Origin of the sequence: Thauera sp. WH-1 (assembly GCF_047806685.1) — a bacterium.
GTDB lineage: Bacteria > Pseudomonadota > Gammaproteobacteria > Burkholderiales > Rhodocyclaceae > Thauera.
On sequence record NZ_JBLQGP010000014.1, the window covers coordinates 48,227 to 61,701 of the forward strand.

Genomic DNA, 13,475 nt, shown 5'->3' on the forward strand with positions numbered 1-13,475 from the left:
GTTGCTGCGCGGGAAGGGCGGTTCCATAATCGGCCACCGTTTCCCTTCTGAAAGACTGCCCATGGGTCTGTCCGCCGCCGACCTCGACGAAAACGGCCTCAAGATCGGCATCTCGCCCGAGCATTTCCGCGCGGTGGCGATGCCGCTGCTGTTCGACCACCTCAACGCCCAGTGCGAGGGCACGGTGGCGGTCAATCGCCAGGCGCGCATCGTGTGGATGAGCGACAAGTACGCGAGCAAGATCGGGCTGGCCGACGGTCACAGCGCGCTCGGGCGCGAGATCGAGGACGTGCTGCCGTCCAGCCGCCTGCGCGAGGTGGTCGACAGCGGCGAGCCCAGCCTGCTCGACCTGATGCCCTTCGGCGACGAGCACTTCGTCGTCACTCGCATCCCGCTGCGCGACGACGATGGCCATGTGGTGGGCGCGCTCGGCTTCGTGCTGTTTGACCGCGCCCGCCATCTGAAGCCGCTGATGGAGAAGTACGGCCGCCTGCAGGCGCGCCTGGCCGAGACCGAACGCGCGCTGCTGCAGGCGCGCCGCGCGCGCTACACGATCGCCAACTTCATCGGTACCAGCGCGGTGGCGACCGAGATCAAGCGCCAGGCCCGCCGCGCCGCCCAGCTCGACGCCACGGTGCTCTTGCGCGGCGAGACCGGCACCGGCAAGGAGCTGCTCGCGCAGGGCATTCACAACCTGTCGGCGCGCGCCGATGGCCCCTTCGTCGCGGTCAATATGGCGGCAGTGCCGGACAACCTGGTCGAGGCCGAGCTCTTCGGCACCGCACCCGGCGCCTTCACCGGGGCCGACCGCAAGGCGCGGCTGGGCAAGTTCGAGCTCGCCAACGGCGGCACCCTGTTCCTCGACGAGATCGGCGACCTGTCCCTGCCGCTGCAGGTCAAGCTGCTGCGCGTGCTGCAGGAGCAGCAGGTCGAGCCGCTCGGCTCGAACCAGGTGCGCCCGCTCGATGTGCGGGTGATCGCCGCCACCCATGTGGACCTCGAGGCGCGGGTGGCCGAGGGCAGCTTCCGCGCCGACCTGTTCTACCGTCTCAACGTGCTGGCCCTGCGCGTGCCCAGCCTGCGCGAGCGGCGCGAGGACATCCGCGCCCTGGTCGAGGCCTTGCTCGACGACATCGCCGCACGCTCCGGCCAGCGTCCGCTGGAGCTCGCCGACGACGCGCTGGCGCTGCTCGCGGCCCAGCCCTGGCCGGGCAACGTGCGCCAGCTGCGCAACCTGCTCGAGCGCGCCCAGCTGAGCGCCGACAGCGGGCCGCTGGATGCCGCGGCGCTGGCGGCCCTGCTCGGCACGGCCGGGGCGGTGCTGGCCATGCCCGTCGCGGCTGCACGCGCAAGGGCTGCGCCGGACGCGTCATTGGGCGCAAGGCCCGACGCAGGGCAGGACGCAATTCGGGCGGCCACGCCGGACGGGCTCCCCGGAGAGGGCGTCGTGCCGCTCGCCGACGCCCTCGCGCATGCCGAACGCGTGGCGCTGCGGGCGGCGCTGCAGGCCTGCGGCGGCAATCGCCGCCTCGCCGCCAGCCGGCTCGGCATCTCGCGCGCCGGCCTCTACGCCAAGCTGCAGCAGCACGGCATCACGCGCTGAGCCCTGTGCTGCCCCGCGTCGGGGTGTCCAGAAATCTGGATTGATTGCTTCTGAGTGTCCTGAATCCTGGACATGTCTTGAAAGCTGGAGCCTTCAATGCGTCCGCATGCGTGTCGTCTGGCCATGACGGGCGGTAATAAGGCCGATCGATAACCCAATCAGCGCATGCGATCCAGGCCTGTTTGCGCCTGTTCGGGGCCCTGTTCCGGCCGCAGCGTGCAGGACCTGGCACGGATGCTGCTGTTGATTGCCCGCACCGCGGCGACGTCCGCGGCCGATACCGATACCCAAAAACCAATCCAGGAGGAGGACGCCCCATGGGCACCCTAGGCATTCTGTTGTCCCTCGTATTGCTGATGTATCTCGCCTACCGCGGCATCAGCGTCCTGCTGCTCGCGCCGCTGCTGGCGCTGTTCGCCGTGCTGATGTCGGGCGAGGCGGCGATGCTGCTGCCGACCTACACCCAGGTCTTCATGAAGGCCATGGGCGGCTACGTGATCCAGTTCTTCCCGCTGTTCCTGCTCGGCGCGCTGTTCGGCAAGCTGATGGACGACTCCGGCTCGGCGCGCGCGATCGCGCACGCCATCGTCGAGAAAGTGGGCAGCCAGCGTGCGATCCTGGCGATCGTGCTCGCCTGCGGCATCCTGACCTACGGCGGCGTGTCGCTGTTCGTGGTGGCCTTCGCCGTGTATCCGATCGGCGCCGCGCTGTTCCGCGAGGCGGGCATCCCCAAGCGGCTGATTCCTGCCGCGATCGCGCTCGGTTCGTTCACCTTCACGATGACCGCGCTGCCCGGCACGCCGGCGATCCAGAACGCGATCCCCAGCCCCTTCTTCGGCACCGACGCCTTTGCCGCGCCCGGCCTGGGCCTGATTGGCGGCCTGATCATGTTCGGCCTCGGCACCTGGTGGCTGAGCGCCCAGGCGAAGAAGCTGATGGCGGCCGGCGAAGGCTACGGCCACCATAGCGGCGAGCCCGACAGCGAGCCGGCGGATGCGCCGCGCCCGGGCTTCTGGATCGCGCTGCTGCCCATCCTGGTGGTGATCGGCCTCAACTTCGTGATGGCCAAGCAGGTGCTGCCCAGCATCGACACCAGCTACCTCGCCAAGCCGGAGTTCGGCGGCCTGCAGGATGCGCGCTCGCTGATCGGTATCTGGTCGATCATCGTCGCGCTGTCGGCTTCCATCATGTTGCTGGTGGTGCTGCACTGGACGCGCTGGGCCAACCTGATGAAGACGGTCAACGAGGGTTCCTTCGGCTCCATGCTGCCCATCCTCAACACCGCCACCGAGGTCGGCTACGGCACCGTGATCGCTTCGCTCGCCGGTTTCGTCGTGATCCGCGACCTGGTGCTGGGCATCGCACCGGGCAACCCGCTGATCTCCGAGGCGGTGGCGGTGAACGTGCTCGCCGGCATCACCGGCTCGGCCTCGGGCGGCATGTCGATCGCGCTGAAGACGCTGGGCGCCGAGTATCTCGCCATGGCCAACGCCGCCGGCATCAGCCCCGAGCTGCTGCACCGCATCGCCACCATGGCCTCGGGCTGCATGGACTCGCTGCCGCACAACGGCGCGGTGATCTCGCTGCTGTCGATCTGCCGCCTGACCCATCGCGAGTCCTACGGCTTCATCGCCATGAACACGGTGGTGTTCCCGCTCGTCGCGCTGGTGGTGGTGATCACCCTCGGCACGCTGTTCGGCAGCTTCTGACCGTCGCGAGGAGGAGATCCGCATGAGTACGACCACCCATCCGATGGCCGCTTCGCTGCGCGCGGCCGACACCGGCAAGATCGTGTCGGCGCGCGAGGCGGTGCGCCTGATCCGCAGCGGCGACACGGTTGCCACCGGCGGCTTCGTCGGCATCGGCTTTCCCGAGAGCATCGCGATCGCGCTCGAGGAACGCTTCCTCGACGGCGGCGAAGCCGGTGCCGAGGGCCGCGGCGCGCCGCGCGACCTGACGCTCGTGTACGCCGCCGGCCAGGGCGACGGCAAGGACCGCGGCCTCAACCATCTCGGCCACGACGGCCTGGTGGCGCGCGTGATCGGCGGCCACTGGGGTCTGGTGCCCAAGCTGCAGGCGCTCGCGGTGGACAACCGCATCGAGGCCTGGAACCTGCCGCAGGGGGTGATCTCGCATCTGTTCCGCGACATCGCCGCCGGCAAGCCCGGCACCCTGACCCGGGTCGGCCTGGGCACCTTCGTCGATCCGCGCTTCGGCGGCGGCAAGCTCAATGCGCGTACCACCGCCGACCTGGTGCGGCTGCTGCCGATCGACGGCGAGGACTACCTGTTCTACAAGGCCTTCCCGATCCACGTCGGCATCATCCGTGGCACCACCGCCGACCCCGACGGCAACGTCACCATGGAGAAGGAGGCGCTGACGCTGGAGGCGCGCGCGATCGCGATGGCCGCACGCAACTCCGGCGGCATCGTCATCGTGCAGGTCGAGCGCATCGCCGAGCGCGGTTCGCTCAACCCGCGCCAGGTGCAGGTGCCCGGCGTGCTGGTCGACTGCGTGGTGGTGGCCGAGCGCCCCGAGCACCACATGCAGACCTATGCGGAGCAGTACAACCCGGCCTTCGCCGGCGAGATCCGGGTGCCGATGTCGGCGATCGGCGCGATGCCCATGAGCGCGCGCAAGGTCATCGCCCGCCGCGCGGCGATGGAGCTCAAGCCCGACGCGGTGGTGAACCTGGGCATCGGCATGCCCGAGGGCGTGGCTGCCGTGGCCGCCGAGGAGCAGATGATCGACCTGCTGACGCTGACCGCCGAGCCCGGCGTGATCGGCGGCATCCCGGCCGGCGGGCTGTCCTTCGGCGCGGCGGTGAACACCCAGGCGATCATCGACCAGCCCAGCCAGTTCGACTTCTACGACGGCGGCGGGCTGGACATCGCCTTTCTCGGCCTCGCCCAGGCGGACCGCGAGGGCAACCTCAACGTGTCCAGGTTCGGGCCGCGGCTGGCCGGGGCGGGCGGCTTCATCAACATCTCGCAGAACGCCAAGAAGGTGGTCTTCGTCGGCACCTTCACCGCCGGCGCGTTACAGGTGGCGGTGGCCGACGAAGGCCTGCGCATCGTGCAGGATGGCGAGGCGCGCAAGTTCGTGGATGCGGTCGAGCACCGCAGCTTCAGCGGGCCGCAGGCGGTGAAGTGGCAGCAGGACGTGCTCTACGTCACCGAGCGCTGCGTGTTCCGCCTGGCCGATGAGGGCCTCGAGCTGATCGAGATTGCGCCCGGCGTGGACCTGCAGCGCGACATTCTCGATCGCATGGACTTCATGCCGGTGATCAAGCGCCCGCCCGCGCTGATGGATGCGCGCATCTTCGCCGATGCGCCGATGGGGCTGCGCCACGACCTGCTCGACGTTCCGCTCGCCCAGCGCCTTTCCTACGACGTGCAACAGGACGTGTTCTTCATCGATTTCGAGGGCTTGTCGGTGCGCACGCCGCAGGACATCGCCAACATCCGCGACGCGGTCTGCGCCGCGCTCGCGCCGCTCGGACGCAAGGTCGATGCGGTGGTCAACTACGACCGCTTCTCGATCGTGCCCGAGCGGGTGGACGACTACGTCGAGATGGTGAAGGGCCTGACGGAGGCGCATTACCGCACCGTCACGCGCTATACCGCCAACGGCTTCCTGCGCATGAAGCTCGGTGAGGAACTGGAGAAGCGGCGCATTCCGGCGCACTTCTACGAAAGCGCCAGCGAGGCGCGGCGCAGGCTGGAAGCCGGTTGAGGTGCGGCGCGCTGCGTCAGCGGGCGGGCTCGCCCTGCAGCCACTGGCGCAGCGCCTCGGCGTTGTTGTGGCGTGAATCCCGGGCGCCGTAGAGCAGCGTGAGCACCGGCTGGCTGGCGATCAGGCGGCGCAACTCGGCGAGCGCCTCGGCGGCGGCCGGGGCCTGCAATTCCTCGCCGTAGCGATGGCGGAATTCGGCCCAGTGTGCGGCGTCGTGGGCGAACCACTTGCGCAGTTCGTTGGAGGGCGCAAGCGCGCGCAGCCAGTGGTCGACCTGCGCGGCTTCGCGCGCGAGCCCGCGTGGCCACAGCCGGTCGACCAGCACCCGACAGCCGTCGGTCGCTGCCGGGGGGTCGTAGACACGGCGCACGCGCAGCTCCACAGCGTGCTCAGGTGGCCATGCCGCTGTCGTTGAACATGCCCTCGAACAGGATCGAGCTCAGGTAGCGCTCGCCCGAGTCGGGCAGGATCACGACGATGGTCTTGCCCGCGTTCTCGGGCTTCTTCGCCAGCCGTACCGCGACCGCCGCCGCCGCGCCGCAGGAGATGCCGGACAGGATCCCTTCCTCGCCCGCGAGCCGGCGCGCATACAGCACGGCGTCCTCGTTGCTCACCTGCTCGACGCTGTCGACCAGCGACAGATCCAGCACCTTGGGCACGAAGCCGGCACCGATACCCTGGATCTTGTGCGGCGCGGGCGCCAGCGGCTGGCCGGCGAGGTGCTGGGTGAGCACCGGGCTCGCGCTCGGTTCCACTGCGACCGACTGGATCTCCTTGCCGCGCGTGCGCTTGATGTAGCGCGATACGCCGGTGATGGTGCCGCCGGTGCCGACGCCGGAGACCAGGATGTCGATGCCGCCGTCGGTGTCGTTCCAGATTTCGGGTCCGGTGGTGGTCTCGTGGATCGCCGGGTTGGCCGGGTTCTCGAACTGCTGCAGCAGCACGTAGCGCCCGGGATCGCCGGCGACGATCTCGTTGGCTTTCGCGATCGCGCCGCTCATGCCCTTGGCGCCTTCGGTCAGCACCAGCTTCGCGCCATAGGCGACGAGCAGCTTGCGCCGCTCGATGCTCATCGTCTCGGGCATCGTCAGCGTCAGCGGAATGCCGCGCGCGGCGCACACGAAGGCGAGCGCGATGCCGGTGTTGCCGCTGGTGGGCTCGACGATCTCCTTGCCCGGGCCGAGGCGGCCGTGGGCTTCGGCGTCCTTGACCATCGAGGCGCCGATGCGGCACTTGACCGAGTAGGCCGGATTGCGGCCCTCGATCTTGGCCAGCACGGTGGCCGGGGCGCCGTCGACGATGCGGTTGAGGCGGACGAGCGGGGTGTGGCCGATGGAGTCGGCATTGTCTTGGTACCAGTGGGGCATGGGGCTGTCCTCGTGCGTGGATGGAGTAGCGGGCTTCCTGAGTATAGGCAAGCATCCCGGCGGCGGCTTCAGTCTGGCCCTGCATCGCGCTCGCCGCAGTGGGCGAGGACCTGCGCCCGCACCGTATCGCGCAGGGCGAGCAGGTCGTGCCAGTCCTCGCCTGCGGGGTGCACCGGGGGGCAGACAGTCACCGCCAGCGGGCCGCGGCGGGGCCACCAGCTGCGATCGCGCAGCACGCTGCGGGTGCCGGCCAGCGCCACCGGCACCACCGGCAGGCCCTGGCGGGCGGCGGTCTGGAAGGCGCCGAGGCGAAAGGCCTGCAGGCCCTCGCGCGGGCCGAAGGTGCCCTCGGCGAAGAACAGCAGCGGCACGCCCTCCCCGGCGTGCGTGCCGAGCGCGTGCGCATCCTCGATGCCGCGCAAGGTATCGAAGCGCTCGACGAAGACGGTGCCCAGGCGCTCGAACAGTGCGCGCAGCGGCCGGTTGGCGCGGAATTCGGCCTTCGCCACGAAGCGCACCGGGCGCGGCAGCGCCGCCGCCAGCACCACGCCGTCGGCGTAGCTGGCGTGGTTGGCCACCACCACGCAGTTGCCCGCGGGCAGGTGTTCCAGGCCCTCGACCCGCAGCGGGCAGGCGCACAGCCAGCGGTACAGGCGGGCGAGGCGGTGCGCGACCGCCCAGCGTTGCTCGAGTCGCGGCAGGCCGACGAGGGCGAGCACGGCGAGCGGGGCGAGCAGGGCGAAGCCGGCCCATGCCCAGCCGGCGTAGAGCGCACCGGGCAGCGCGCGCAGTCGCCCGCCCAGGCTGGCGGCCTGCAGGCGCAGGATCTGCAGCCAGGCGGCGCGCACCGGCGCACCGAGGCTGCCGTCGAGATAGGCGGCGCGTACCGAGGCGCGGCGGATCTTGCCGCTCGAGGTCTTGAGCACCGCGTGCGGCGGCGCCAGCACGATCTCGTCGGGGGCGAGCTCGAGCTGGTCCATCGCCGCGGCGACGATGCGCTGCTCGAGTTGCCGGCGTTCGGCCGCGTCCCGCAGGCGGGTCTCGGCAACCACCACCAGGCGCTCCTCGCTGGCCTGGTCGCGCTGCACGCCGAACACCGCGACGCAGCCCTTGCGCACGCCCGGCAGCTCGCCGACCGCCTGCTCGAGGTCGTAAGGGTAGATGTTGCGGCCGGCGCGGATGATCATCTCTTTCGCCCGGCCGGTGATGTAGAGCTCACCGTCGGCGAGGTAGGCGTGGTCGCCCGTCGCCAGCCAGCCGTCGTGGAACAGCGCGGCGCTGGCCTGCGGGTTGCGGTAGTAGCCGGCGGTTGCCGAGGGGCCGCGGAACTCGAGCGCGCCGACCTGGCGCTCGGGCAGCGGCCGGCCCTCGCCATCGACGATGCGCAGCGCGTGGCCGGGCAGGGCCGGGCCGCAGGACACGATGCGCGCCGCGTCACCCGCGCCGCCATCCCCATCCCGGCCCCCATCCTGGTTCCCCTCCCCACGCGCGCCGTCCGCTGCGGCGGACCATGGCCGCGCCTCGCCTTCGCACGTGAGCGCCGTGCGCGAGACCCGATCCACCACCACACCGCGGCCGGGCGGCGGCACACACAGGCCCACCGAGCATTCGGCGAGGCCGTACACCGGCATCAGGGCGCCCGGGTCCAGGCCGTAGGGGGCGAAGGTGGTGGCAAAGCGCGCCAGCGTGTCCGGATTGACCGGCTCGGCGCCGTTCGCCGCCAGACGCCAGCTCGACAGGTCGAGGCCGCTGAGGTCCTGGTCGGCGAGCCGCTTCACGCACAGCTCGAAGGCGAAGTTGGGGGCGGCGGTGACCGTGCCGCGGTGGCGATGGATCGCCCACAGCCAGCGCTCGGGGCGGGCGAGGAAGTCGAGCGGCGACATCAGGATCAGCGGCAGGCCGTGGTACAGGCTGCCCAGCCAGGTGCCGATCAGGCCCATGTCGTGGTACAGCGGCAGCCAGCTCACGCACACGTCGCGCGCGCTCAGTGCGGCGGCCTGGCCCCAGGCGCGGATGTTGGCGAGCAGGTTGGCATGGCTCAGCGCCACGCCCTTGGGGTCGCCGGTGGAGCCGGAGGTGTACTGGATCAGCGCGAGCTCGCCTGCGCGCGCCGGATGCGCCCCGCCATGGCTGCCGGCGCCGGGCTGCGGGTGGGCGCCGGTGGCCAGTTCGGCCGGCGTGGTGACGTGGGCGAGGGCGGGCGACAGTCCGGCCAGCATGCGTGCCAGCGGGCGCACGCGGTCGAAGGTGATCAGCACCGGCGCCTCGCAGTTGCGCAGGATGCCGGCCTGGCGGCGCAGGTGCTCCTCGAGCTGGTTGGGGCGCGCCGGCGGGTACATGGGTACCGGCACCGCGCCGGCGCGCAGGATGCCGAAGAAGCAGCGGAAGAAATCGAGCCCCGAGGGCAGCATCACCGCGACGCAGTCGCCCGTCCGCACGCCCAGGCCGCGCAGGCTGTCGGCCACCCGCATGGCGCCGTCGGCGAGCTCGGCGTAGCTCATCGTCTCGAGCCGATCCTCGCTGGCGTAGAAGCTGACGTGGGTGCGCGCCGGGTGACGGGCGAGGTGCCAGTCGAGCACCTCGAGCAAGCTGCGGGCGGCCTCGGGCAGCTCATCGCCGGCGCCTCCGGCATCGGCATCCGCAGCGGCTTCAGGGGCAGCCTGGGCGGGCGGCAGCGCCTGGCGCAGCGTGCTGCTGCCCGCGTCCGAGCCCCCGTGCTCCGCTGTCCGGGCGTGGGCAATCGCGGCGAGCAGGTCGCGCGGGGTCTCGGCCGCACCCAGCACCTCGGCCGGCAGATGCACGCCATACTGGCGCTCGATGCGGGCCAGCAGCTCGACACGACTCAGGCTGTCGAGGCCGAGCTCGCGGTCGAGCGCGCTGTCCAGGCTCGCCGGGCGCTGGGCGCCGGGCTGCAGCTCGCGCACCAGGGTGTCGATTAGCGCCAGCAGGGCGCCCGCATCCTGCGGGTCGGCCGCCTTGGGGAGGGGCATCCAGGGATTCCTCATGCATGCCAGGAGAGGGCTCACGTTAGCGCCGCAGGGGGCGCAGGGCAAGCCAGTGGGGCGTCCAGGCACGAGGGCGGACGCAATCGGCGTACGCGACGGCTTCCAGCACGGCACGACCGGCGCGCCGCCCCCGCCCGCAGCCCGCTCACCCGGCGCTCGCGCCGCTTGGTAAGATCGCGGCCCATGTTGCTCGACGCCCCACATCGCCCCTTGCCGCGCTCGAACGCGCCCCGCTGTCGCCTTTGGCCCCGCCCGGGAGTCCGCCATGGCTGATCAGCTCGCGCTCGGCCTGCGCGATGTCGCGGCGCTGGGGCAGGTGTTCACCCCCGAGCCCGTGGTGCGCGCGATGCTGGCGCTGCGCCGCAATAACGGCCGCGTGCTGGAGCCTTCCTGCGGCGACGGCGCCTTCCTGCGCCACCTGCCGGGCGCAGTCGGCCTCGAGCTCGACGCCGACCACTGTCCGCCCGGTGCGCAGGCGATCGACTTCTTCGCCTATCCCGAGCGCGAGCAGTTCGACACCATCATCGGCAACCCGCCCTATGTGCGCTGCCAGGACATCTCCGCGGCGACGCAGGCGCTGATCGCGCGCGGCCACTTCGGACGCTGCCTCGACCGCCGCGCCAATCTTTACCTGTTCTTCATCGACAAGTGCCTGCGCCACCTGAAGCCGGGTGGCGAGCTGATCTTCATCACGCCGCGCGACTTCCTCAAGGCGACCTCGGCGGTCAAGCTCAACCGCCTGCTGTTCGAGGCCGGCAGCATCACCGATGCGATCGAGCTCGGCGATGCGCGCGTGTTCGCCGATGCGGTGCCGAACTGCCTGATCTGGCGCTTCGAGAAAGGCTGCAGCACGCGCGAGATGCGCTACTGCGAGATCGGCGTCGGCGACGAGCTCGCCGTGGCGCTCGCCGCGCCGGCGTGGGAGACGCGCCACTTCATCGAATGCGCCGGACACCTGATGTTCGCCCGTGGAGATTACCCGCTGCGGCTGTCGGACGTGGCCTTCGTCAAGGTCGGCGCGGTGTCGGGGGCGGATGAGCTGTACACGGACGCGGTGCATGGCAACCGCGACTTCGTGTGCTCCTCCACCGTCAGCACCGGCCAGACGCGGCGCATGATCTGGAGCGAGCCGGGCGGGCCGCCACCGGAGGTGCTGGTGCCGCACAAGGCCCGCCTGCTGCAGCGCAAGGTGACGAAGTTCGATGAATCGAACTGGTGGATGTGGGGGCGCATGCACCATCGCAGCGCCCAGCCGCGTGTCTATGTGAACGGCAAGACGCGGGTGGCGCGACCCTTTTTCGTGCACCCGTGCACCGACTACGACGGCGCGGTGATGGCGGTGTTTCCGCTGCGGGCCGATGTGGACATCGAGGCCTTCCGCGATGCGCTCAATGCGGTCGACTGGGCGGATCTCGGCTTTGTCTGCGATGGCCGCTTCCTGTTCACCCAGCGCAGCCTGGAGAACGCGCCGCTGCCGGCGGCCTTCGCCGAGTTCCTGCCGGCGGCTTGAGGCCGGGCCTTCGCGGGCTCGTCTTGCGCGGCGCGGCAGGGCGCTGCAAGGTTTCGCTAAGATTCCATTAAGTATCTGTTAATAAAGAAGTTTTTTATGACTGCGTAAGCGGAATGTAAGTCTTCCCTCCGTAATGTGTCGGTAACCGGGCCGTCCGGTGTGTTCACCGCTGAAGGAGGGAGACATGGAAAACGACATGGCAGCGCGGATCGCTGCCAACCCCAAGTACCAGCAGCTCGTGAGCACGCGCTCGCGCTTCGGCTGGATCCTCACCGCGATCATGATGGTCGTGTACTACGGCTACATCGCCATCATCGCCTTCGACAAGGAGCTGCTCTCGGCGCGTCTGGGCGAGGGCGTGACCACGGTCGGCATCCCGATCGGGCTCGGCGTGATCTTCTTCACCATCCTCATCACCGGCTTCTACGTGCGTCGCGCGAACTCCGAGTTCGACCGCCTGACCCACGAAATCGTGCAGGAGAGCAGCAAGTGAGCGCGACGAACATGAAACTCGTGGGCGGGCTCGCGCTCGCCCTGCTGTCCTCGCTGGCGCTGGCCGCGGGCGGCGATCTCGGCCAGGCCGAGAAGCAGGCCACCAACTGGACGGCCATCATGATGTTCGGCGTGTTCGTGGTCGGCACGCTCTACATCACCAAGTGGGCGGCGGCGAAGACCAAGTCGGCGTCCGACTTCTACACCGCCGGTGGCGGCATCACCGGCTTCCAGAACGGCCTGGCGATCGCCGGCGACTACATGTCGGCGGCCTCCTTCCTCGGCATTTCGGCCGCGGTGATGATGAACGGCTACGACGGCCTGATCTACTCGATCGGCTTCCTGGTCGGCTGGCCGGTGATCACCTTCCTGATGGCCGAGCGCCTGCGCAACCTGGGCAAGTTCACCTTCGCCGACGTCGCCGCCTACCGCTTCCAGCAGACGCCGATCCGTGCCTTCGCGGCCTCGGGCACCCTGGTCGTGGTGGCCTTCTACCTGATCGCGCAGATGGTCGGCGCGGGCCAGCTCATCAAGCTGCTGTTCGGCCTCGAGTACTGGATGGCGGTGGTCATCGTCGGCGCGCTGATGATGATCTACGTGCTGTTCGGCGGCATGACCGCGACCACCTGGGTGCAGATCATCAAGGCCTGTCTGCTGCTTGCCGGGGCCAGCTTCATGGCCTTCATGGTGTTGCTGAGCTACGGCTTCTCGCCCGAGGCGATGTTCGCCGACGCGGTCCGCATCAAGACCGAAGTCGCCAGCGCCGGCGGCAAGACGGCCGAGGAAGCGTCGACGATCGGCCAGGCCATCATGGGCCCGGGCTCCTTCATCAAGGACCCGATCTCGGCGATCTCCTTCGGCATGGCGCTGATGTTCGGCACCGCCGGCCTGCCCCACGTGCTGATGCGCTTCTTCACCGTGCCGGACGCCAAGCAGGCGCGCAAGTCGGTGTTCTGGGCGACGACCTGGATCGGCTACTTCTACATCCTCACCTTCATCATCGGCTTCGGTGCGATCGTGCTGGTGTCGACCAATCCGGACTTCCTCGACGCCAAGGGCGGCCTGATCGGCGGTGGCAACATGGCGGCGATCCATCTCGCCAACGCGGTCGGCGGCAACGTGTTCCTCGGCTTCATCTCGGCGGTGGCGTTCGCGACCATCCTCGCGGTGGTCGCCGGCCTGACCCTGTCGGGCGCCTCGGCGGTGTCGCACGACCTCTACGCCACGGTGTTCAAGCATGGCAACGCCGACTCGGCCTCGGAACTGCGGGTGTCGCGCATCACCACCCTGGTGCTCGGCTTCATCGCGGTCATCCTGGGCATCGCCTTCGAGAAACAGAACATCGCCTTCATGGTGTCGCTGGCCTTCGCGATCGCCGCCTCGGCCAACTTCCCGGTGCTGTTCATGTCGGTGCTGTGGAAGGACTGCACCACCCGCGGCGCGACCATCGGCGGCTTCATCGGCCTGATCACCGCGGTGGTGCTGACCGTCGTGTCGCCGTCGGTGTGGGAAGCCACGCTGGGCAACCCCAAGGGTTCGGCGCTGTTCCCCTACGCGTCGCCGGCGCTGTTCTCGATGGCGGCGGGCTTCATCGGCATCTGGCTGTTCTCGATCCTCGACCGGAGCGCGCTGGCCCGCGCCGACCGCGCCGGCTACCTGGCGCAGAAGGTCCGCTCGGAAACCGGCATCGGTGCGGCGGCGGCGTCGGCACACTGAGGCCTGATCCGCTCGACGGCGCCCCTCGGGGGCGTCGGCGGGGGGCA

At 70.0% G+C, this 13,475-nt stretch carries 9 protein-coding genes; 6 read left to right on the plus strand and 3 right to left on the minus strand.

Translation table 11 applies throughout. The features are described from left to right. Positions 1–61 precede the first annotated feature (61 nt). The 3 genes from ACMV5O_RS14205 to ACMV5O_RS14215 all read left to right on the plus strand — a co-directional run bounded on the left by ACMV5O_RS14205 (position 62) and on the right by ACMV5O_RS14215 (position 5,338). On the plus strand, positions 62–1,603 hold the full coding sequence (locus ACMV5O_RS14205; RefSeq protein ID WP_416164065.1) for a sigma-54 interaction domain-containing protein: 1,542 nt from the start codon (positions 62–64) through the stop codon (positions 1,601–1,603). A 317-nt stretch (positions 1,604–1,920) separates the two neighbouring features. Beyond that, complete coding sequence (locus tag ACMV5O_RS14210) at positions 1,921–3,312, plus strand: GntP family permease (protein WP_416164066.1); 1,392 nt, start codon at positions 1,921–1,923, stop codon at positions 3,310–3,312. A 22-nt stretch (positions 3,313–3,334) separates the two neighbouring features. Next, on the plus strand, positions 3,335–5,338 hold the full coding sequence (locus ACMV5O_RS14215) for an acyl CoA:acetate/3-ketoacid CoA transferase (RefSeq protein ID WP_416164067.1): 2,004 nt from the start codon (positions 3,335–3,337) through the stop codon (positions 5,336–5,338). Between the two features lie 16 nt (positions 5,339–5,354). Here the strand turns inward: ACMV5O_RS14215 and ACMV5O_RS14220 are convergent, their stop codons facing one another. The 3 genes from ACMV5O_RS14220 to ACMV5O_RS14230 all read right to left on the minus strand — a co-directional run bounded on the left by ACMV5O_RS14220 (position 5,355) and on the right by ACMV5O_RS14230 (position 9,695). Next, positions 5,355–5,708, minus strand: a complete 354-nt coding sequence (locus ACMV5O_RS14220; RefSeq protein ID WP_416164068.1) for a DUF488 domain-containing protein — start codon at positions 5,706–5,708, stop codon at positions 5,355–5,357. A gap of 19 nt (positions 5,709–5,727) precedes the next feature. Continuing rightward, positions 5,728–6,705 (minus strand): cysteine synthase A, encoded by a 978-nt coding sequence (gene cysK, locus ACMV5O_RS14225; RefSeq protein WP_416164069.1) that lies wholly within the window; start codon positions 6,703–6,705, stop codon positions 5,728–5,730. A gap of 68 nt (positions 6,706–6,773) precedes the next feature. Then, positions 6,774–9,695 carry an AMP-binding protein gene (locus tag ACMV5O_RS14230; protein ID WP_416164070.1) on the minus strand — a complete coding sequence of 974 codons (2,922 nt, stop codon included), beginning with the start codon at positions 9,693–9,695 and terminating at the stop codon, positions 6,774–6,776. A 280-nt stretch (positions 9,696–9,975) separates the two neighbouring features. Between ACMV5O_RS14230 and ACMV5O_RS14235 the strand changes: the two genes are divergently transcribed. The 3 genes from ACMV5O_RS14235 to ACMV5O_RS14245 all read left to right on the plus strand — a co-directional run bounded on the left by ACMV5O_RS14235 (position 9,976) and on the right by ACMV5O_RS14245 (position 13,428). Continuing rightward, positions 9,976–11,220: an Eco57I restriction-modification methylase domain-containing protein gene (locus tag ACMV5O_RS14235; protein ID WP_416164071.1), complete on the plus strand. Its 1,245-nt coding sequence runs from the start codon at positions 9,976–9,978 to the stop codon at positions 11,218–11,220. Positions 11,221–11,404: 184 nt separating this feature from the next. Then, positions 11,405–11,713: a DUF485 domain-containing protein gene (locus tag ACMV5O_RS14240; protein ID WP_324540187.1), complete on the plus strand. Its 309-nt coding sequence runs from the start codon at positions 11,405–11,407 to the stop codon at positions 11,711–11,713. Positions 11,714–11,724: 11 nt separating this feature from the next. Next, the gene (locus ACMV5O_RS14245; RefSeq protein ID WP_416164125.1) at positions 11,725–13,428 is read left to right on the plus strand and encodes a cation acetate symporter; all 1,704 of its coding nucleotides are present in this window, start codon (positions 11,725–11,727) and stop codon (positions 13,426–13,428) included. Positions 13,429–13,475 lie beyond the last annotated feature (47 nt).

Bases quoted from the DNA above. Each gene is read 5' to 3' on its own strand.
- ACMV5O_RS14230 (WP_416164070.1), bottom strand. From the start codon at position 9,695: ATGCCCCTCCCCAAGGCGGCCGACCCGCAGGATGCGGGCGCCCTGCTG.
- ACMV5O_RS14245 (WP_416164125.1), top strand. From the start codon at position 11,725: ATGAAACTCGTGGGCGGGCTCGCGCTCGCCCTGCTGTCCTCGCTGGCG.
- ACMV5O_RS14240 (WP_324540187.1), top strand. From the start codon at position 11,405: ATGGAAAACGACATGGCAGCGCGGATCGCTGCCAACCCCAAGTACCAG.
- ACMV5O_RS14205 (WP_416164065.1), top strand. From the start codon at position 62: ATGGGTCTGTCCGCCGCCGACCTCGACGAAAACGGCCTCAAGATCGGC.
- ACMV5O_RS14215 (WP_416164067.1), top strand. From the start codon at position 3,335: ATGAGTACGACCACCCATCCGATGGCCGCTTCGCTGCGCGCGGCCGAC.
- cysK (WP_416164069.1), bottom strand. From the start codon at position 6,705: ATGCCCCACTGGTACCAAGACAATGCCGACTCCATCGGCCACACCCCG.
- ACMV5O_RS14210 (WP_416164066.1), top strand. From the start codon at position 1,921: ATGGGCACCCTAGGCATTCTGTTGTCCCTCGTATTGCTGATGTATCTC.
- ACMV5O_RS14235 (WP_416164071.1), top strand. From the start codon at position 9,976: ATGGCTGATCAGCTCGCGCTCGGCCTGCGCGATGTCGCGGCGCTGGGG.